General features: G+C 30.9%; 18 protein-coding genes and 1 pseudogene. 6 read left to right on the top strand and 13 right to left on the bottom strand.

The window, feature by feature from the left end; genetic code table 11:
• The 5 genes and pseudogenes from KTF99_RS09200 (at window position 1) to KTF99_RS09180 (ending at window position 3,163) form a co-directional block, all read left to right on the top strand.
• The gene (locus tag KTF99_RS09200) at window positions 1-423 is read left to right on the top strand and encodes a hypothetical protein (RefSeq protein WP_029481500.1); all 423 of its coding nucleotides are present in this window, start codon (window positions 1-3) and stop codon (window positions 421-423) included.
• Window positions 424-508: 85 nt separating this feature from the next.
• Window positions 509-1,069, top strand: coding sequence for a hypothetical protein (locus KTF99_RS09195; RefSeq protein WP_029481502.1), 561 nt, complete (start codon window positions 509-511; stop codon window positions 1,067-1,069).
• Between the two features lie 474 nt (window positions 1,070-1,543).
• A pseudogene (locus KTF99_RS09190) lies at window positions 1,544-1,768 on the top strand (DUF6037 family protein); the annotation flags it as partial.
• Window positions 1,769-1,781: 13 nt separating this feature from the next.
• Entirely contained in the window at window positions 1,782-1,934 is a 153-nt protein-coding gene (locus tag KTF99_RS09185; protein WP_217215537.1) for a transposase, read from the top strand.
• Between the two features lie 44 nt (window positions 1,935-1,978).
• On the top strand, window positions 1,979-3,163 hold the full coding sequence (locus KTF99_RS09180) for an IS3 family transposase (RefSeq protein WP_217215543.1): 1,185 nt from the start codon (window positions 1,979-1,981) through the stop codon (window positions 3,161-3,163).
• A gap of 133 nt (window positions 3,164-3,296) precedes the next feature.
• Here the strand turns inward: KTF99_RS09180 and KTF99_RS17140 are convergent, their stop codons facing one another.
• From KTF99_RS17140 to KTF99_RS09165, 4 genes are all read right to left on the bottom strand, one after another.
• The gene (locus KTF99_RS17140) at window positions 3,297-3,950 is read right to left on the bottom strand and encodes a transposase (protein WP_272222678.1); all 654 of its coding nucleotides are present in this window, start codon (window positions 3,948-3,950) and stop codon (window positions 3,297-3,299) included.
• A gap of 54 nt (window positions 3,951-4,004) precedes the next feature.
• Complete coding sequence (locus KTF99_RS17135; RefSeq protein WP_254210122.1) at window positions 4,005-4,703, bottom strand: transposase; 699 nt, start codon at window positions 4,701-4,703, stop codon at window positions 4,005-4,007.
• A gap of 627 nt (window positions 4,704-5,330) precedes the next feature.
• Window positions 5,331-5,969: a hypothetical protein gene (locus tag KTF99_RS09170; protein WP_029481508.1), complete on the bottom strand. Its 639-nt coding sequence runs from the start codon at window positions 5,967-5,969 to the stop codon at window positions 5,331-5,333.
• A 1,045-nt stretch (window positions 5,970-7,014) separates the two neighbouring features.
• A complete protein-coding gene (locus KTF99_RS09165; protein ID WP_029481510.1) occupies window positions 7,015-9,180 on the bottom strand; it encodes a glycoside hydrolase family 16 protein in 2,166 nt (721 codons plus the stop codon).
• Between the two features lie 956 nt (window positions 9,181-10,136).
• Here KTF99_RS09165 and KTF99_RS09160 point away from each other — a divergent pair.
• Window positions 10,137-11,141, top strand: a complete 1,005-nt coding sequence (locus tag KTF99_RS09160; protein WP_029481512.1) for an aldo/keto reductase — start codon at window positions 10,137-10,139, stop codon at window positions 11,139-11,141.
• A 191-nt stretch (window positions 11,142-11,332) separates the two neighbouring features.
• Here the strand turns inward: KTF99_RS09160 and KTF99_RS09155 are convergent, their stop codons facing one another.
• The 9 genes from KTF99_RS09155 to KTF99_RS09115 all read right to left on the bottom strand — a co-directional run bounded on the left by KTF99_RS09155 (window position 11,333) and on the right by KTF99_RS09115 (window position 21,367).
• Complete coding sequence (locus KTF99_RS09155) at window positions 11,333-12,085, bottom strand: MurR/RpiR family transcriptional regulator (protein ID WP_020994413.1); 753 nt, start codon at window positions 12,083-12,085, stop codon at window positions 11,333-11,335.
• A gap of 75 nt (window positions 12,086-12,160) precedes the next feature.
• Complete coding sequence (locus KTF99_RS09150) at window positions 12,161-13,645, bottom strand: glycoside hydrolase family 1 protein (protein ID WP_217215535.1); 1,485 nt, start codon at window positions 13,643-13,645, stop codon at window positions 12,161-12,163.
• Window positions 13,646-13,659: 14 nt separating this feature from the next.
• The gene (locus KTF99_RS09145) at window positions 13,660-14,961 is read right to left on the bottom strand and encodes a PTS sugar transporter subunit IIC (protein WP_003534613.1); all 1,302 of its coding nucleotides are present in this window, start codon (window positions 14,959-14,961) and stop codon (window positions 13,660-13,662) included.
• 394 nt (window positions 14,962-15,355) lie between these two features.
• A complete protein-coding gene (locus tag KTF99_RS09140) occupies window positions 15,356-16,039 on the bottom strand; it encodes an MgtC/SapB family protein (RefSeq protein WP_226816579.1) in 684 nt (227 codons plus the stop codon).
• A 3-nt stretch (window positions 16,040-16,042) separates the two neighbouring features.
• On the bottom strand, window positions 16,043-16,801 hold the full coding sequence (locus KTF99_RS09135; RefSeq protein WP_003534615.1) for a tyrosine-protein phosphatase: 759 nt from the start codon (window positions 16,799-16,801) through the stop codon (window positions 16,043-16,045).
• A 1-nt stretch (window position 16,802) separates the two neighbouring features.
• A complete protein-coding gene (locus KTF99_RS09130) occupies window positions 16,803-17,627 on the bottom strand; it encodes a PHP domain-containing protein (protein ID WP_029481528.1) in 825 nt (274 codons plus the stop codon).
• A gap of 12 nt (window positions 17,628-17,639) precedes the next feature.
• Entirely contained in the window at window positions 17,640-19,490 is a 1,851-nt protein-coding gene (locus KTF99_RS09125) for a beta-glucoside-specific PTS transporter subunit IIABC (protein ID WP_029481530.1), read from the bottom strand.
• 87 nt (window positions 19,491-19,577) lie between these two features.
• Window positions 19,578-20,414 (bottom strand): BglG family transcription antiterminator LicT, encoded by an 837-nt coding sequence (gene licT / locus KTF99_RS09120; RefSeq protein WP_029481531.1) that lies wholly within the window; start codon window positions 20,412-20,414, stop codon window positions 19,578-19,580.
• A 419-nt stretch (window positions 20,415-20,833) separates the two neighbouring features.
• Window positions 20,834-21,367, bottom strand: coding sequence for a hypothetical protein (locus KTF99_RS09115; RefSeq protein WP_003534625.1), 534 nt, complete (start codon window positions 21,365-21,367; stop codon window positions 20,834-20,836).
• Window positions 21,368-21,399: the final 32 nt, after the last annotated feature.

Raw genomic sequence — 21,399 nt, 5'->3', positions numbered from 1 at the left:
ATGAAAAAATTAAACATTTTAAAAACGTTTGCAATAAGCATTGTTGTTATATCGTTGCTTTGTGCTTTTTGTTTTCCTATAAATGCTGTAAACGCACTTACAAACTATACTGAAAACAAAGAGAACAGATCCATTGAAACGTTAACCATAACTGCAGACCAAGGATTAGGTGGCGATATGGGATATGTAACATGTAAAGTTATTGTAAATTATAATATTCAAGCTCGTACATATAAGGTTGCTGGGGTAACAGTGACACCTCACTTTTCAAGCAGTCAGCCATTATTAACCATGATAGGAAATCCAACAACCACGCCAGACAGTGGCGGATTAATTACAAATGGCTATGTTACAGTTCATTATAAATTTGGTATTATGTTCACTGATTATAAATGGTCAAAAAGCTGTAAAGTTTATTTATAATATCTTATAACTGAATAATAACTATACATATCTTTCACATTTCAACATCAACGATAAAAAAGTTCAGAATAGGGTGATAACAATCATGAAAAATAAAGTCTCTAAACAGGTCAATGAATATGTAAACTATTTTCCCACCAAAAGAGTAATTATTAAGCCTTTTTTTAAATGCCGAATTGACACAACAAATTATATGTTATTCAAGCAAAATGAAATTGAAATCCACTATGATGATAATTTATACACTATAAATCATGAACAAATTAATGCAGTGATTTTATCAATGTGTAGTCGATTATATAATCCTGGAATAATTGAAAACAATCCTGCTAAATGGGTTGTTAAAAGATTTACCACCGGATCAATCGGAACAGTTATGCAACCTGTGATTTATAATGTTGACATAGACATACTTTGTAAAGATAAATTCCTACAATTCGAGTGTACAAATCTAGATGAAATGTCAGAAATAATAACACATTTAAAAAACATAGGCATAATAGTTCAAGATTCTTTAGGAATAGAAAAACTATTAAAGGTCTATAAAGATAAATATGAGTTGTTCAAATATTTAGACAGAACTTTTCCTAAATTAGCTAAAAAGGAAAATTTAGATAATCCTCGTGGTGTATTAACAAATAAATAACATTTATATCAAAAGACAGAATTCATAACAAAAAAAGTTCGTGATGTATTTTACGAACTTTTTTTGTACCAAATGTTCTTCAGTCGAACCGCTGAACCGTTAGAAATTATGAAAATGATAAATTAACTTTGAAAAAGTATAGTAGTCGAGAGATTTCTTTAGATTTTAAAAAACATAAAAAGCTATATATACCAAGGGTTTCAAACAAAAAAAGTATGGTTTTACTATAGTATATCTCCCATAGTAAAACCATAGCAAAAACAATATCATTAAAAATACTAAAACAATAGCAGTGAAATACACATTCAAGCTAATACCAATTATAGTCAATAGACTAAAATTTGCTAAGTATATTCCTACAAGTTTTCATTTACCAACACATGAACAATTGGATCAAGTTATCGATATTCTTAATGATAGAGATAATGATAGCAATAAATATTGCTATGCTGTTAAAAGAAACGGAAAAATAAGGATAATAAACAGATGCATCGTACCATATTTAATGATAACAAAACAAGATTATTACGACCATCTTTATATGATCATTTCAAAAACGATACAACTGTAAGCTTTTGTTATAAACCACTACCATCTGATCATAAAGACGATTCAACTATTCTTCTGAATTTTTCAAAAAATCAAAAGCAGGGTAAGAGCCGGAGGTGCGGACAATTTCTTGGACCAGAGATGATGTAAAGGAGGAAAAAATATGTCATATACGGAACAGGAAAAACAGCAGGCACTTGCACTTTACGATGAAACTGGTTCAATAGCCAAAGTCATTAATACACTTAGCTATCCAACTAGACAAAATATGTATACATGGATCAAAAACAGAAATATTGAAAAAAGAAAAAAGTAGCCGTTGACTATTCAGATACACCTGAGCATAGAAGACATCCATCACTGGAATTAAAATTATCAATCATTCGTCGTTGCTTTGAAGAAGGAGAAGATATAAAATCAGTATCAGAGGAAACTGGTTATTCAAGAGCAAGTATCTATCTCTGGAGAAGAAAATATGTTGTTGGGGGTGCAGCTGCATTGACAAGTGAAAAAAAGCATTTACCTCGAGGTAAAATCATTACAGATACGTCCAATCATGATGCTGGTCAAGAAGAACTTGTATCAAAAATCAAGGAACTGGAAATGGAAAATGATATTCTTAAGGAAACAATCAAAATATTAAAAAAAGATCAGGGTATCGATCGGTTTAATTTAAAAAATAAGGAAAAGACAATGATTATCGATGCCCTAAGAGATAAGTATTCATTGTCTTCGCTCCTGAAAAGGATGAGCATTTCAAAAAGCAGTTATTGCTATCAGCATAAGATTATCCATTCAAAAGGAAAATACGAAGCTATAACTAAAGCAATTTTGCAATTATTTCATAAAAATGATAGCAGATATGGTTATCGAAGGATCCATGCCTTGCTGAAAAAACAAGATATCATTATATCAGAAAAAATTGTTAGAAGAATTATGAAAGAAAATCATTTGGTAGTTAAAATAAAAAAGACTAAGAAATACAGCTCCTATATGGGAGAAATTACAAAGGCAGCTGAAAATCTTATTAACAGGAATTTTCATTCTGACAGGGCGAATCATAGAATACTAACGGATATTACTGAATTTTCGATACCTGCTGGAAAGGTATATCTTTCACCAATCATAGATTGTTTTGATGGGATGGTATCTGCATGGAAAGTTGGTACAAATCCAAATGCGGAACTTGTCAACAGTATGCTGGATGAATACTACGAAACACTAATGAATGGAGAAAAGCCTATCATACACAGTGATCGAGGAGCACATTATCGATGGCCAGAATGGATCAGTAGAATGGACAGGTATGGATTTCAAAGAAGTATGTCCAAGAAAGGTTGTTCACCAGATAATTCAGCATGTGAAGGATTTTTTGGAAGAATGAAAAATGAAATGTATTACGGAAGAAAATGGAATAATATCGGTATAGAAAAATTTATGGTTCTTATAAATGAATATATTGTGTGGTACAATACAAAAAGAATAAAACAATCGTTAAATTATCTAAGTCCAAAAGAGTACAGACAATTACTGGATCTTAATTGAAATAGCAGGTCCAAGAAATTGTCCGCACCTCCCTCTCACTGCTTGTTTCAGATTGTTGACAAAGTGGTACTCCAAACAGGATACCACTTTTCATTTGCTTCATAAGTTCTAAAAAATGTTGATATCATTCGTTTTATAATGCTTTTAGTAGAGATTTCCAACTCCACCTTGCCATTCTTTTCAGATTATGGCATGCAAAAATCATCAGCGCCTGATGCTGATTTTTTTGTAGTCCTCTTACTCTTGTATATCTTAGATTATGATGTTCCTTACAGTCTCCAAATACCCGCTCTATGCTTTCTTTTCGTTTTGGATAAATTTTCTTCCATTTCACTGTATGTCTTATCTCATCCACCACTTCTTCTCGGTACTTCTCCCACATATGACGGGTGATTACCTTTTGATGATTCTTTGACTGCGTACATTTCTCTCTCAATGGACATCCTTCACAGTCTTTTGGATTTGACTTATACTCCTTATAACCTTGTTTATTTGTGGTGCTGTATTCTAATATCTTTATATTAGGGCATATATAACAATCGTATTTTTCATCGTATACATAATCATATTTCTTCATATAGCCTTTTTTTGTCACTGGTCTTTTATATGGGGCATACATTTTTTGTCCATTTTCTAATATCATCTTACAAATAGCTGGTGTGATATACCCTGCATCTAAACATATATTTTTGATCTTATCCTTATATTCTTCACTTAATAGCTGATATGCAGGAAAAAACGACACACTATCATGCACATTTCCTGCTGCACAATGACTTAATACCACAAATCCATTTTTATCACAGAATGTTTGATGTGAATATGCAAAACATTTTTCTTTTTATTCTTTGTGGAAACAGCCGCTTTCCCTGTCTGTTTTGCTTACTTTTATATGTTTGCTCACCAGGTCTTTTTTGAGGCTTCCTGTTTCTTCATCATAATTTAATTCTTCTGCTTTTGTTTCTTTTAATGGTTTTTTTCCATGAGCGATACGATCCTCATTGATTTCTTTCAATAACTCATCATCATACACTCTTTTCACTATTTCTACTTCCTCATCTGTATACTTGTTTTTGTTTGCATTTGCTTTTTGGTGCGTAGAATCCCCATATACTGTTTCCAAGTCTACAAAACCATATTCGATAGCCTGTTTTAGTATTCTGGTAAATATATGGTGAAACACCTCACTGTCTCCATATCTTCTTATATAATTTTGACTCCATGTTGAATAGTTTGGGACTTTATCTTCCATAGCTATCCCTAAAAACCAGCGATACGCTAAATTGACTTGGATTTCTTTACATGTTCTTCTCATAGAATGTATTCCAAACAATATATTGATGAATACCATTTTAAAAAGCACCACAGGATCTATGCTTGGTCTACCAAAATCACTATATAGATCTTTGACTAAAGGATATATAAAATCCCAATCCATACATGAATCCAGCTTTCTGACATCATGTTCCTGTGGTACCAGTTCTTCTATTGTTCTCATTATGATACTGTCTTTTTTAATACTTTGTCTCGTCATTGCCATGTGTTATCACTCCTAATTCGCACCTTAATTATACCATTTTTTCATCTTCCTTTATATAATAAAAAGCAAGAAGAGCCTCAAGTTTTGCGAACTAGGACGAAGTCATCTTCTTGCCTTTTCATTCTATCATAGTTTTCTTTCTATTCAAATAAAAAAACTGTTGACTTTGTTTATTTACTTTGTCAACAGTCTGAAACAAGCAGTTATATCAACTGCTTGTTTTTCCAAAAATGTTTATACATCTTTTTTTTCAAATTTATCTGATTCTTCTAATTTGTATACCACAAATGAATTGGGCCTAAATGTCAATATTTTTATTATGAGTCTTCCTTTTTACTTCAACAACAACCCAATCGACTATACTGATTTTCTCTTATTCCGGACAAATAAAATGGTAGGGCTTGCTGGTGATATTGATTTTTCTAGAAATACCTCTGGGAGCCTTACAACAGCTATCTGAAGCTCAGTTGTTTTAATATTTAAACTCTCTAACTCTAATACCATTTCTTTCACCTCATTATTAGTATATCAGCTTATAACATTAAAAAACACGACAAAAAATACTGTCTTTATTTCAATAAATAATCATATTTCACAAGTGTTTGATTATTGCCAATATTTAAAAATCTATTTTTCTTTATTAATTTTATCAATTAGCCATTTTCCATCTTTTTCTACCATCTCAAATTTAAATGTAAATTCGGTATACTTAGCGTTGTCTAATTCTTTATATAACGGATTATATAACTCTTTTGACAAATCATCAAAAATCTTTTTCATCATTGCTTCTTGTCCCTGTTCTAAATATATTTTAGATAACTCTTCCATATTTTCTTCTTGATACTTCTGAGCCAGTTCATTAATATTTTCTTGTGCTGATGTCATATCGATTGATTTTTCATCTAGTCTTTTTCCTTTAACCAGTACGGTATTTTCTTCTTCGTCATCAAAAGTTATTTTATACTCTTTTATTAATTTATCAAAGACTTTTTTAACAAAGTTTTCGGTTTCTTTCACAAAGGATTCACCATAAACATTTTCATCTTCAAAATTCTTAAATCCATCAGTTATAGAACTAATATCAAGTACATCAGTATAATCATCAGTTCCCAGCTTTTCTAATTCATCTAGCTTGTATTCCTTTATATTATCAAAAAAAGATGTAACTACCTTTTCCTGTTCTTTCTGGGTGTTATCGTTTCCAGCACATCCAGTCATAGAAATAATCATTAATGCTGCCAAAGCAAATGTTAAAATTTTTTTCATATTTATTTCCTCCAAAAATGCAATCAACTTATCCTACTAGCAATAAATCAAAACTATAATACATTTATCCCTCCTGCTATCAAATTAGCCAACCGGCTTATACTAAATTTTAACATAAAATTACATACTTATGTCTATAAATGATAAAAATTGTTTTTTTAATCTATTTAAATATAAAGGTACATCATTGTTAGTGTAGAATAAAGATTTCATAAAAAACATCTCTGTTACACTTGAAAATCAGTAAAATAAAATCCGTTGTATGCAACACCTATAGATATAAAAAATCTGTTATTTGATATTTCTGATAGGACATTTACTCGAGCATATGCTGCTAATACATAAAATGAATAAGATATTCACTGATTCTAGCCATGTGGATAATCAAAGTAGAGTATAAAGTCTTAAATAGGAAATTTTTATTTGTTTTGCAAATTAAATATATCTAATACCTCTTTTAAGATGCATTCTAAAATTAGAGTTATTAAATACTGGTCTCAAAAATCGAAATGCATATGAGACAGATTGTAATAACCCGATCATAAGAAAATCTAACTGTTGTTATAATCGATTTGAACAATTTAAAATTAGCGAATGACCAACATGACCATGATACTGCTGATTAATATATTATTATAGCAGCAAATATATACATGTCCGGTTTATATCTTTGACTACAAAAATATCTTTCAGTTATAGAGTAGTCTTGGCTATAAAAGTATAATTTTACTGAAAAAATATTGTAATGAAGAAAGATTTGATTCCAATTTATGGATTGTAGGCGAAGTCTGTAAGTGATTTTGTGTAAAGCCAAACTTCATTAGATGAGGGGAAATTACATTGAATAATCATGTAACGCAACACATCAGTTATACATTTTACCTAAAATTTAATAAATATTTTATTAGACAATCTAATTTTTTATTGATTCATAATTAACATCACCATATTGAATATTAATTATAAGCATTTATCATTTTATTATTAAATAAAACAACCACCGATTGTTAGCCGGAGGTTGTCTGTTGTGGCATAATTGTACTATTTAGTTTTTCTTCTTTAGTAGAGTAATTCCTGCTAAAGAGATTGTTCCTAACATTGCGAAAGTAGCAACAAGCGCATTATCACCCGTTTTAACAGAAGTATTATCTTTAGATGGTTTTTCTGTTGGTGCAATAGTATCAACATCTGCTTTTTCAGTTGCTCTAACTGTTACTTTTACTGGATTAGAAAAGTCTACTTTAGTATAAATAATTTCATATTCTCCAGTATGAGTATCAATTACCATATTTGGGTTTACCCATCCCCATCCTTCAGGTAATGCAATTGATTCTAATTTATTACCAATAACACCTTCTAAATCCATATCACTAGGTAATAGTGGTTTTTCAACTACTGTTAGCTTTGCTGTTTTACGTACTGATGGTTTACTATCATGCATTGCGGAATAATGAATATTGTATTCACCTGGTGCCAGTTTAGCAATTTTTTCTTTACTAGCTACGCCATCTATTAAGCATTCTACCTTAGTTTGATTTTGATCATTGCTTTGAGAGTTATCGTTTAAGTCAGGGTTTGTAGTAAACATATGTTCATTATCTATTGAGTAATCAATTGTATACTCTGATAAGTCTACTAATTCACTGCCTGCTGTTAATGTTGCTTCATTTAATAAATCTGGTACAACACCTTCTACCATTGATAAATCTTTTACATTGAGAGCTGCAGTATTAGCATAGTATTTTTCTGCCGCTGCTTTTTGCTCTTGATTTTGTGCATAGTATGCATATTCAACTTTAAATGTTTGTCCTGCTAAGTTTGAACCTGCATCTCCTGGCCAGTTTCCACCAGTAGCAAAGTTTAATTGAATATATTGAGGGCGGTCTAATGCTGCTTTGGCAGCAGGATCATCACTATAATCAACACTTCTTACAATTTGATCATCAATATACCATTCCATTTTACCTTCAGACCAGTTAATACCAAATACATGGTACGTTTCACCATCGATCACAACACCTGGTGTAGTAATTTTTGACCCTTTGCCGTTCCCTGCATATTTACCATTATCTGCTCCCGGTGTATATCCTGGTTTATTGGTATCGCTGTAATGTAACGTTTCATAAACAAAATTAGGATCACCGATCGATTCCATGATATCAATTTCTCCTGATAAAGGCCAACCATCTCCTTGGTCACCGTTAATAGATCCATCTAACGTAAAATCGGACCCTAATGTCCAGAATGCTGGGAAAGTTGCTTGTCCTTCTGGTAATTTTGCTAATACTTCAATACGCCCAAATAAAAAATCTTGTTTGCCATGTGTTCTAACGCTTCCAGAATTATAAATAACTTGACGATCTCCACGTGGATTTTTATATTGTGACTCCTTAGCACGATCTGTCACCTCTAAGACAAGTTTTCCGTCATCAACATGTACGTTTTCTTTATCTTTAGTATAGTGTTGTTGTTCAACACCACGAATACACCCTAATTCATAACCCCATTTAGAGTTATCTAATCCATTGTTATCAATAGCACCTGTTCCATCGAACTCATCTTTCCAAATTACTTCATATTTTTCATCATTTGGAGTAGTCTCAGTACCTATTTGACTCAATGTTACATCGTCAATATAGATTTGTGATTTATATGTAGCATTCTCAGTTGATTCTGTCCATTTAATAAAAGCTAATGCTACTTCACTATTTTCTCCACTATTAAATGTAAATGTTAAATCTTGATATTGCCAAGCTTCATTAAATGTAATTGCTTGTTCTATAGCAGGATTTAAATTCTCTACATTTGGTGTTTTAATAGCAACAATTGCTTGTGCAGCAGCATCAGCACTTAAAACTTTGGCTGTTACTTTATATTCTTTGTTCTTCTCTAATGATAATGTTTGATATACTGATGCATTTTTACTGAATGATGGTAATAACCCGCAAACTTTACTGTTATGAGCCGCACCTGGGTAATCAGTAATTTGACCATCACCTGTTGTACTCCAGTATTGACCTTTATTAGTTTCAAATCCACCATTCTTAATTAAATTTGTTCCGGGTTTAGTTCTTTCAAGTTCTAACATTTCATACTCTGTTTCTAAACCTGTAGTATCAAGATTTTTAGCTACGGCTGAAAACATATTTATTCCTGAAAGACTTAGAGCCGAGGTTAGTGCTAATGCACTTTTAAAAAACTTTGACTTCATATATAATCTCCCTTTTATAGAATGTTGTAATAGTTATTCACCTATTATGCCACTGAAATCGTTTTCAAATAACTAGTACCAATATAATATATAAAATTTAGTAAAATATTTCAATATATTTCTCAATATTTAGTAAATAATTATATAGTTTTATATATAATTTTTTACTATCTGGATAAACACTATACTTTCAAATAAAGTAGGAAAATTATGATTATGGTTCGTAGTTCATCTCTCACTACTGTTATGAAACTAACAATACTAAAATAAAAGAATCCTAGTAAATATATACACTTATATAACACCGTTATAGCTTTGATTGAGAACCTTAATTATAATTGTACTGATTATAAAATCTTTATAATTAAAGCCTTGATCATCATACTAATTACCCTAATATCAAATAACTTGTTTATAAAAAAAGGGAAAGAAAATCGAGAATGTCCGCATAAATACTATATCTATCAGAAAAACGGATAGAAGAACAGAAAGTAACTTGAGATCGTAATGTATCCAATATAATCTGCATCATTCAAAACGTTATTTGCTCCATTCTCTTGATTGCTGGAACTATCTTCATTATAATACTCAGTATTTCTTTGAGACGGTTAATTCTCTGATTCTGTATCTTTTGAATAAGCCCTAATAAAATAATTACAATAACTAAGCATTTTAAGAGCAATCTATTTTTTCAATTAATCTTCCTCTAACTTTTTTAATCCAATACTTAAGGCTGGCTGTGATATGTGAAGCTGTTGTGCATAATAGCAATAAATTGTTCAAGTTGTGATAACTCCATAATTTTCTCCTCCAATTTATAAATAAAACTTATAGCCCTATAAAAATGTTATATTATATAATTATTATTTTATCTTGTGAAATAATACATGTAAAGATTTGAGTATCCTTTCTTAAACTTAAATCAATAAAAATATATTATAGTTAAGGAGAAAATTATGCAAAAAAGAGAAATTGGTCATTTATTAGTATCACAAATTGGTATGGAATGCATGGGGGTTTCCCATGGATATGGTCAAGTGCCAAGTGAAAAATATGCAATTGAAGCAATAAGAAATGCATATCAAGAAGGTTGTACTTTTTTTGATACCGCTGAAACTTATGGTAAAGAAATGTTTGAAGCAGGGCATAACGAACGTCTTGTAGGAAAAGCAGTTGAGCCTTTTAGAAAAGATATAACTCTTGCAACAAAATTATATCTAAATACCCAAGAAGTTGAAAATAATGGATTAGAGAAAGTTATTCGAGAGCACTTAAAAAAATCAATGAAAAATTTAAAAACAGATTATATCGATCTTTATTATTTACATAGAATAAATCGCGATATTCCTATTGAAGATGTTGCATTAGTGATGGGAAAGTTAATTCAAGAAAAGCAAATTAGAGGATGGGGCCTTTCACAAGTTACAAAAGAAACGATACAAAAAGCCCATGAACTCACACCAGTTACAGCAGTACAAAATTTATATTCATTATTAGAAAGAGACTGTGAAGACGATGTTTTTCCATATTGTCTAGATAATCAGATTGGTGTTGTCGCCTTCTCTCCAATTGCAAGTGGACTACTATCAGGAAAAGTAACTTCAGAAACAAAATTTGAGGGTGATGATGTAAGAAAGTTTCTTCCACAGCTTACACAAGAAAACATTGTTAAAAATCAACCTATTATAGATATACTTCATCAGTTTGCAAAAGAGAAAGAAGCAACACCAGCACAAATTTCATTAGCATGGATGTTGCATAAATATCCTAATGTTGTACCTATTCATGGTTCAAAAAACAAAGATAGAATCATAGAAAATCTACAGGCCTCTTCTATAACTTTGAGCAACGAAGAATTTAAAAAACTAGAAAAAGCATTAGCTCAACATCAAGTCTTTGGACATAGAGGACATAATGAATCTGAAAATTCGGATTTTTCAAAAAAATGGAAAAATAAATAAAAGATATTAATAGTGAGAGTTTACAAAAAAGTCTTTGCGTTTTAATTAATAATCGCAGCTTGCTTAATTTAAAAACGCAATATTTTACCACAATAAAACTTTCACTGTTTTTTATTTCACTGTGACATGATCAGCTGTCTTTAATAGTTACATAAGTTTTATAGTTAAGATAAAACTCAGCTTTTATCAATTTATAACTGCTGAACAAAGCGCATTGCTGCAATCACAATATCTATCACATGCCTAATTGCATATTTATTATATTTTGCTTTACACGAAGGAACTATAAGCTTATTTTTAGAAAACTCAATATCACAGTTGCAAGTAATTAGCCAAGTATTAACTTCTGCATGAACTAAACGTGAAATGATTCTTTTGTTCAGCTGAAAAATAGTCCCATTAGTACTTAAAATAATCAAAAGATGCTCTTCTTTAAACTGATATGATTTTATGAAATCTGCATCACAAATTACAACTGGAATATATAGAGTACTTAATTCTACTTGAATAACATTACAGAGAGAACGATTATCTCCTTGAGCATATAGATAAACCTTTTTACTTCTTAAAATATCGTTAATCAGACGATTAAGATGTGAATAATTAATCTTCTCCCCTACATATGTAATTGTTTTTGACATAGACTGAGCAAACATTTTTGTATTTTGAGGAAGATCACATTCTTTTGAAAAGAATGACGGTTTATCTTGAAAAGAATGTATATAATCAATACAAGCGTCTTTAAACTCTAAATAAGAAGTAAAGCCAAGATTTTTAGCACATTTTGAAATCTGTCCTTTAGAGGTATGGCAAGCTTTTGCGACCTCTTCGATAGTCATATCCGCGATATCATGAATATGGGATTTGGTATAAGAACAAAACACATACATCGTAGTATATGTTTCAACATGATTAAGAACATCATTTAATTTATCAACCATCATAATAGCCATCCCCTTTTTTTTATTATACACGAAAAACTCTTACTCATACATAGTAAGAGTTTTCAGTTTAAACTACTAACCAAGATCTTCTCCATTAGTTTTGATAACTTTTTGATACCAATAGAAAGAATCTTTTTTATATCTTTTCACGCTCCCATGACCGTAATCGTCACTATCAACATAAATATATCCATATCGTTTACTGCGCTCAGAAGTCCCTGCACTGACAATATCAATACATCCCCATGACGTATACCCAATAACTTTAACTCCTTCATCTATACAAATCTTCATTTGCTGAATATGTTCTTTTAGATATTTAATACGATAATCATCATGGATTTTCTTATCTATTGTCAGAGTATCATATGTGCCTAAGCCATTTTCTGAAACAATAATAGCTTTATGATAGCGATCCCATACCTCATTAATAGCCACCCTTAGTCCAATTGGATCAATTTGGAAGCCCCAATCTGTAACTTCTAAATTTTCATTACGAACTTTTCTTGGATGAAATTCATCAATAACTTCATTTTCAGGAACAAAAGCAATCAGCCCTTCTTCATTTTCAGGATGCGCAGACGTACATAAAGAATAATAATAGCTAAAAGAATTAAAATCGACTGTGTTCTCTCTAAGCAGCGATAAGTCTTCTTCCATCATCTTCAATTCAATATTTTTTTTCTTCATATAAGAAAGTGCATATTCAGGATATTCACCTTTTGATAATAAATCTAAGAAAAAATAATTTACACGATTTGCCCATTGAGCAGCCAAAATATCCTCTGGATTATTTGTCTTTGGATAATATAAAGACATACCTAACATTGATCCTATTTGAAAATTAGGATTAATTTCCCGTGCTTTTTTTGTTACTAACGCACTAGCAATAAATTGATGATGCAAAGCTTGAAAAATAGTTTCTAATTCATTTTGTGATTTTTCAATGAAAATAGCACCGCCTGTATAAGGTAAATGCAAAGACATATTGATTTCATTAAAAGGTATCCAATATTTTACTTTATTTCGATAGCGTTTGAAAACTGTTACCGCATAATGAACAAAGAATTCAATCATTTTCCTATTTTCCCATCCATTATACTTTAAAGCAAGCTGGAGAGGGGTTTCATAATGCGACAATGTAACTAGCGGCTCAATCCCATATTTTAAACATTCATCAAACACATTATCATAAAACCTTAATCCCTCTTCATTTGGCTCTTGTTCTTCCCCGTTTGGAAATATTCTTGTCCAATTGATTGACATACGGAAGCATCTAAATCCCATTTCTGCCATTAAAGCAATATCTTCTTTATAATGATGATAAAAATCAATCCCCCATCTTTTGGGATAATATTCATTATCGTGCTTTCCATTCATTATTTCTATTGCTTCTTCATAAGTAACAGTTTCTGTATTTTTGCCACAGCTTATTTCTCTAGGAACAAACTTTACCATATCGGCTGTACTCAATCCCTTACCACCTTCATTATACGCTCCCTCTAATTGATTAGCAGCTGTTGCACCACCCCATAAAAAATCATTAGGAAATAGTCTCATAACATAACTCCTTTCTATTGATTAGTCTGTTGTTTATTCGCCAAGGCAACAAATGGTAAATAAATCAAAACACAAATTATAAATACAAAACAAACTGAAATAGCAGTCTCCCACGAACCTGAAGCTGATAAAAACGCTTTAATAGGCTGTGGTGTTGTCCATCCAACATCTAATGTTCCAGGCAAAACAAGTCCTGTAGAAATCATCAATGCGCCTAGACCCATTGAAACAATTGGACTTAAGATAAACGGAATTACAAGGATTGGATTTAATACGATTGGCAAACCAAAGATAATAGGTTCATTGATACAAAATAATCCTGGAATAAGACCAATCTTTGCAGTTTTTGTATAATCAGCTCTTTTCCATCCCTTCTTTCGCGAAAGAATCAAAATAGCAACAATCAACGCTAATGTATTACCCGTCCCACCAATACATCCATAGTTTTCAAACAAGGCAAACCATGTATATGGATACGGAGAGCCCGCAGTTGTTCCTGCCTGTGCTGCATAAGAAATATTAGCAATATTCATAGAAGCATATAAAGTAATATAAATCGGAGAAACAGTAAAGGTTCCATGAATTCCTACTGACCATAAGATCATTGCCATAAAAATAAGAATCATAGGTGTAAACGGTGTAGCTCCTAAAGACTGAATAGGGGCTTGTAAAATCGCATAAACTAAAGCATTTAATCCTTGAGGCTCTATCAGCGAAATACAATAAGCAATAACAGAGGTTAAAATAATGATGATTGCGGTAGGAATAGCAATCATAAATGATTTTGATACTTCAGGTGGAACCTGATCCGGCATCTTAATTTGAAGTTTATCGATCTTTGTTAACTTACTAAAACCATATCCAACTAGTAACCCTGTAATTATAGCAACAAAAATTCCATTTGCCCCTAGATAAGATTCCGTTAACATTCCATCAACCTTAGGTGGATATAATACAAAGAATGAAGCTAAAGCAGTTAATCCAGCTTTTAATCCATCTACTTCATACTGTTTTGCCATATTTCTTGCAATTAAGAAAACAATAAAAACAGCCATGAGATTAATTGTTCCGTTACTTACAGGAGATAAAACTGCTTGAAAATCATCTAAATCAGGAATTATTTTAACAAGAAATTGACCAATAAATCCTGATGAACTTAATAAAACAACATTAATACAAACAACAATTGATCCTACAAATGTAAGAGGGAATATTTGAACAAAAGCATCCCGAATAGCAATAAGCCCTTTAATACTATTAAGCTTTGTTGCAAAGGGCATAAAATATCTTTCAAAAAAACTATTTAAAGCTTGCATACTTACTTCCTCCTTTTCACCAAGTCATTCATTTAAAAAGAGTCATACAAATATTGTATAAAATGGAGTGCACTATTTGATTTAAAATTACCTGATCAGTTCTATTATAAATCGCCTTATATCCTCCCCTCTCTTTACTTAAATTATAGATAATACAATTTTTTTAATCAAAATAGTTTCCTTAAATGGAAACTATTTTTTGCCAGTACTATCTAGATAGGTATTAAAAAATCTTGATGATTCAAAATAAAGAACATTTCAATCTTTAAATCATTAAATATAATTTTCACCAGTTTAAGCCGATTCATGCATATATTCAGAAATCAAAAAATAGTTTTCATTAATTATTTTTATCTCAATTAAAATATATAAAAAAGAAGAGATTTTCTCTCTTCTAATAATAGTTCAACATTTTAAAATATGTTTTATTCATCATTTCTTCTACTAGTGATTCTTTTTGAAACCCTTTATTCACATAAGTCTCCATTTCTAAAAACATAGATTTATTTTTTAGATTCTCAACTTTCATAGAATGTATATCAATACCATATTTATCAAAAACTTCACGAATATCTTTCAATGCATAATCTTCATAATAGATTTCCATTTGTATGTTTTGATTATTTTGTGTGACCTTTAAAAAGAACCCCCTATGAAACAATATCTGTAATCCTATCAAAATAATTGTTGTTATAATTCCGATATCATATAATCCTGCACCAATACACATTCCTACTCCAGATGTTGCCCACATTCCAGCAGCAGTTGTTAAACCTGAAACATTACCATTCTTTACAAAAATAACGCCTGCGCCCAAAAAACCAACGCCGCTTACGATTTGGGCAGCTATACGAGAACCATCTATTTCATTTATGTCTATAAAACCATATTTTGATACTAACATTATTAAAGCAGACCCCAAAGCAAGGATAGCATGTGTACGCACCCCCGCCCCCTTATTTCGACTACTTCGTTCATAGCCAATCAAACAGCCGCAAAATGCAGCAATCATAATTCTTATAACCCATATTCCATGATTTACTATATAGAATTTAATATCAAATGGCAAAATTCCCACCACCTATTCACAATATATTTCTTTCAATCTTCTTCTTTTTTCGTTATCAAAATTATATTCTTGTAATAAAAATTCATCATAACTTCTATATTTAACCCGAATTGATTGAATCATTATTTCAATCAATTCTCTTTGAACATATAATAAGGGTCTACATTCCTCCCTTAATTTCTCAGGAATTTGTAGCTGCTGACATAATTCATCATTACTTTCTTTTAAATAAATATTGGATAACAAGTATTCTTGGATTGCATCTTCTTCACTCATTCCTAGAGCAATCATAATCAAAAAGCCGGCAACTCCAGTCCTATCTTTTCCAGCAGTACAGTGAAAATAAACATAGCCATCATTTCTTAATAACAATTCGAACAAGCGATGATACGCAGGATTATTAAAAGCCATCTCTTTATATCCTGCTTTGATATAAGACATTAGATAGTTGTATTTTTCTTTAGTCATCTCTCCTTGCAGCATAGTACCAAAATCAAAACCATATTGATCATGCGATTGCATTTTAAGAGCACTGATACGTTCATATAAAATATTTTCATGCTGCTTATCCGGTGCTAAGCTTGCTTCAGCTTCATCTCTAAAATCAAGAATATATTTTATTTTTAAATGATCAACAAAATGATTTTGTTCTTTTATAGTTAATTTATCTAAAGCACCACCCCTAAAAATCATGTAGGGTTTTATTACAAAACCATCTTGAGAGCTATATCCCTTAATATCTCTAAAATTTTTAATATTAACTATTCGCATCTTATCTACCCATTTCCTCTTTCAATTCATCAAATTGCTCTTTAGTTAATCCAAAATCACCAATTGCAGTTAAATGGATATTATGGAAATCACTGCCACCACTTCTTATAAGATGAAATCTATTTGCAAGTTCCTGTGTTAAAGAATAATCTTCAGATTCCATACTAGGATGTGATATTTCAATTCCCTGTAAGCCATAGCTGACATATTTTTCAATTTCATCATAATTTTTATATTCACAAGGATGGGCAATAATAGCAATTCCTCCATCCTCACGAATTGCCTTTATCCCCTCTTTAATATCGATATATCCCATTTTAGAGTCTACATCTAGCGAAGTCTCGCTCATAAACAATTCTCGATACTTATTAATATCATTATACTCAGGATACTTATGAACAATCGCCAAGAATAAATGCATTTTGAAGACAATATTATACGGAGCGTATTCTTTAGCGTCTTCGTAAGTAATATTTAAGCCCTTTTGATTTAATATTTTAATAAGTTCATGATGATACTCATCCCTACATTGTAAAGTCTTTTGACATAGTTTTTCAACATGATACGGATGGTTATTTAACGCCAAACCAACAACATGCACCTTTTTGTGTACATCGTAATCATAACAGCTCATTTCAACCCCACGAATTGTTTCTAAACCATTTTGCCGGCATACCTTTTGCACTTCTTTGAAATGAAAAACAGTATCATGATCAGTAATTGCAATCACTTTAATTCCTTTTTCCTTAGCTAATTTGATCGTTTCTTCAATAGAATGAATACCATCACTATAAGCAGTGTGAACATGTAAATCTGCATACACCATATTATCACATCCTTAAATAATAGTTAAAACTGGATCAGTTTTTGTTACTTTTTTCAATTTTGTTGGAATAACTTCTAAATAATCATTAGAGTTTGTTACAACAACCATAGTTGTATAGTCTAAGCCCGCTTCTTTAATCATTTTTAAGTCAAATTCTAATAACAATGACCCCGCTTTTACATACTCACCTTTTTCAACATATTGAATAAATGGTTTTCCTTCTAATTTAACGGTATCAATTCCAACATGAATTAGAATTTCAGAGCCATTTTCAGTTGTTAAGCCAATTGCATGTTTTGTTTCAAAAGTTGCACTTATAATCCCATTAGCAGGAGCATAGATTTTTCCTTCTACAGGAATAATAGCAACACCCTTCCCTAAAACTTCTTTTGAAAACATTTCATCGTTAACTTCGTTTAATGGAACAATCTTCCCTTTAACAGGACAATTCACTTGATTTAATTTATTATCATCGTGTTTTACTTCACTTTCTTTCGGATCATCAAAACCAATAACTAAAGTTGCAATAAACGTTACAACAGCTGAAATAATCATAGTAATAATAGCATTCATAAGATTATTAGGGTTGTTCCCCCCTACCCACATTGGTAAATTAATAATGCTAGGAGTCATGAAAGCAAATGCTTTTAATCCACAAAAACCAGCATATAATCCTCCAGTAAAACTTCCAATCATAACTGCATACATAGGCTTTTTCAAACGAATTGACACACCATAGATACATGGCTCTGTAATTCCTGCAAAGAAAGCAGTAAATCCGGCAGATAAGCAGGTATTCCTAAAATCTCTATTTTTTGTTTTAACCGCACAAGCAAAAGCAGCAGCACCTTGCGCCATGTTCGCTGTTAAAGTTAAAGTTCTTGAAAATGGGTCATATCCTGATTGTGATAAAATCTGAATTCCTGCAATTGCTAGAGTAGCATGCATACCCGTTGCAACCATCCATGGATAAATAATACACATAATTGCAATAGCAAACATTCCAAATGTATCATAGCACCATAACAATGCATTACCCAAATAAATTGAAATAATCCCCATAGCTGGCGCTAATACAACAAATGCTAACGGTGTCATAATCAGCAATGTAAATAACGGTGTTAACATCCCTCTAATCAATTCTGGCAATACTTTATTCAATCCAAATTCTACTTTGCTCATAACAAAAACAATTAAAATAGCTGGAATTAAAGTTGATGTATACGGCATTCCATATAAAGGTAAGAAACCAAACATATCTCCAATAAATTTTGGATCAGTCGCTGAAACAATACCACTCCATTGTGGATGAACCAGCGCACAGCCAAGTAAAGCTGCCATATACATATTACATTTAAAATGCTTTGCAGCTGCCATTGCGGTAAATACCGGCAAGAAAGTAAAGCCAGCATCAAATACAAAATTAAATACATAATAAGTCATTGATGTTTCGGCATTTGCCCATCCCATCATTGATACAAATAATAAAATACATTTCCCCAGCCCTGTTCCTACTAAAATAGGAATAATTGGACCGACGCAGCCAATAATTGCAGAAAAAATAGAATTAAAAATTCCTTTTTTTTCTTTTTTGTTTCCAAAATTTTCATCTTCTTTAATATTTGCAATCTGGCATACATCAAGATACACATCATGAACATGTGTACCAATAACAACCTGATATTGACCGCCTTTCTTGATTAATGACAAAACTCCATCAATTGCTTCAATTTTTTGATCATTTGCTTTTGATTCATCCTTTAAAGTAAATCTCAAACGCGTCATACAATGCTGCAAAGTTACAATATTATTACTCCCTCCTACAGCTTCAATAATGTTTTTTGAAAGTTTTTCATATTTCATTCTCTTTTCCTCCATTCTTTTGAAAACTTCAAAATGTGAAGGTTTGGCCAACTTAATGTTACCATCCAACAAATATCTATTTGCAAATTATTTTTTAGAAATAATTTTTGCAACATGAATCGTAAGATATAAAACTTCCTCATCATTTAATTCATAATGATAAGTCTTTTCAATATGCGATTGTATTTTTGAAGTACAAAGATATGACTCAACATATTTTTCCTTCATAATTTCAAGCAAGTCATTATTTAAGGTTATATCTTCCACTTGCTTTATTTTATTAAAAACACGTAATCCAAAAAATTTTAAATGTGTTACAAATCTATGATAAGATAAAGAATCTTCATCCAACTCTAATTTAAAATAATCTTTTACAATACCAATAATCTCTAATATGAAATTTGTCATTTCATAAATATCACTGATATTTCTACCAACCTCACTACTCACTATATGTAATGCTAAAAATGCCGCTTCATCCTCTTCCATGTTTATTCCATATTTTTCTTTAATAAGTTCTAAAGTTAATAAACCTAACTCAAATTCTTTAGGATAGAAATTCTTAATTTCAAATAACATATGATTTTTTAAATAAACGCCTTCTTTATACCGCTCTATGCTTGTATGAATATGATCTGTTAAACTGATATAAAGAGAATCATCGACTTCTAAGTCTACTTTTGCTTCTTTGATAACACAATCAGATATCTCCATATATTCGAGAGGAATATCCTTTAACATATTAATCATTTTTCTTTGACTTGGTTTTAAACTTACTTCAAAAGTTTTATTGATCTTATTCATATCAATATTATCACCGGCTTGTTTTCCATAAGCCAAGCCTTTCCCCATAACAATAATTTCCTCCATTTGATAGTTAGTTGTAATAACAACATTATTATTTAAAATTTTCTTTATAATCATATTCATTCACCCCTGTATAAATATAAAAAACCTGCCACAGAAAAATATCTGTAAACAGGTTTAGTGTTGCCTCATATGTGCAATAACTATCCATAAATTACATATTTATATTATCATTCCTCGCAAAATTTGTCAACGCTTTCAAAATAAAGGATTTGATTTAAAACAACCAAAAATTCTATTAAAAATTAAATACTGATATTAAATTATTTTCAACCTAAATAATGATTAGGTCTTCTATAGCCATACCTAGATAACCAAAATAAATCTATTCAATGTAATTATAATTGATTATATATCTAATAATCACAAATCTTAAAAATAATACTAAATAAGGTTAGATAAGCACACCCTATCATTATAACTTAGTATTAGGGTTATATTTTTTGAGGCTTCTTACATCATTATAAATTATTTGTCTAAAAATTACGAATACATAATTTTTCCAGTAACTCACCAATATAATACAGTGATACATAGCCAGTATTTATTGACCACTCTACTCCGTAACGATAAAAAATATCTACCTTGTCAGCAACCTCTTTATTATAATCCTGGCTTATATAAATAACCTTAGCCCCAACTTCTTTTGCATTTTCTAACGCATCATGGTAGTGAAAAAAACCGTCACATACATTAATGATAACAACAACTGAATTTTCATTAAAAAAATAGCTCCTAACCGTCTTCGTTTCACTGACTTTAAACAGATATGCGCACTTCCCCGAAGTCAATAATTTGATTTGCAACAAAAGGAATTCATCAAGATCATGCTCATCACCTAGAAAAGTAATATCCTCGCTTTCCTTAAATAACTGAACAATTTTTAAAAGCGTTGCTAAATCAAGATTCTCTTTTGTTGCAACAAGATTATCAAGACACTGTTGAAAAAGATATTCACTGATTTCTTCATTACTTTTAAAAAGAATATTCTGTGATAAAAATACTTTCAAATTATAATCTAAGAGTGTTGTTTGAGTTGATA

This window comes from Erysipelatoclostridium sp. MSK.7.34 (assembly GCF_019041935.1).
GTDB lineage: Bacteria > Bacillota_I > Bacilli_A > Erysipelotrichales > Coprobacillaceae > Thomasclavelia > Thomasclavelia ramosa.
Note: the sequence above shows the minus strand (reverse complement) of the source record. Positions and strands in the feature narration are given on the sequence as shown.

Excerpts from the sequence above, each read along its gene's own strand:
- KTF99_RS09170 (WP_029481508.1), bottom strand. The coding sequence starts at position 5,969 with ATGAAAAAAATTTTAACATTTGCTTTGGCAGCATTAATGATTATTTCT.
- KTF99_RS09130 (WP_029481528.1), bottom strand. The coding sequence starts at position 17,627 with ATGGTGTATGCAGATTTACATGTTCACACTGCTTATAGTGATGGTATT.
- KTF99_RS17135 (WP_254210122.1), bottom strand. The coding sequence starts at position 4,703 with ATGGCAATGACGAGACAAAGTATTAAAAAAGACAGTATCATAATGAGA.
- KTF99_RS09200 (WP_029481500.1), top strand. The coding sequence starts at position 1 with ATGAAAAAATTAAACATTTTAAAAACGTTTGCAATAAGCATTGTTGTT.
- KTF99_RS09185 (WP_217215537.1), top strand. The coding sequence starts at position 1,782 with ATGTCATATACGGAACAGGAAAAACAGCAGGCACTTGCACTTTACGAT.
- KTF99_RS09195 (WP_029481502.1), top strand. The coding sequence starts at position 509 with ATGAAAAATAAAGTCTCTAAACAGGTCAATGAATATGTAAACTATTTT.
- licT (WP_029481531.1), bottom strand. The coding sequence starts at position 20,414 with ATGATTATAAAGAAAATTTTAAATAATAATGTTGTTATTACAACTAAC.
- KTF99_RS09135 (WP_003534615.1), bottom strand. The coding sequence starts at position 16,801 with ATGCGAATAGTTAATATTAAAAATTTTAGAGATATTAAGGGATATAGC.
- KTF99_RS09155 (WP_020994413.1), bottom strand. The coding sequence starts at position 12,085 with ATGATGGTTGATAAATTAAATGATGTTCTTAATCATGTTGAAACATAT.
- KTF99_RS09160 (WP_029481512.1), top strand. The coding sequence starts at position 10,137 with ATGCAAAAAAGAGAAATTGGTCATTTATTAGTATCACAAATTGGTATG.
- KTF99_RS09165 (WP_029481510.1), bottom strand. The coding sequence starts at position 9,180 with ATGAAGTCAAAGTTTTTTAAAAGTGCATTAGCACTAACCTCGGCTCTA.
- KTF99_RS09125 (WP_029481530.1), bottom strand. The coding sequence starts at position 19,490 with ATGAAATATGAAAAACTTTCAAAAAACATTATTGAAGCTGTAGGAGGG.
- KTF99_RS09145 (WP_003534613.1), bottom strand. The coding sequence starts at position 14,961 with ATGCAAGCTTTAAATAGTTTTTTTGAAAGATATTTTATGCCCTTTGCA.
- KTF99_RS09150 (WP_217215535.1), bottom strand. The coding sequence starts at position 13,645 with ATGAGACTATTTCCTAATGATTTTTTATGGGGTGGTGCAACAGCTGCT.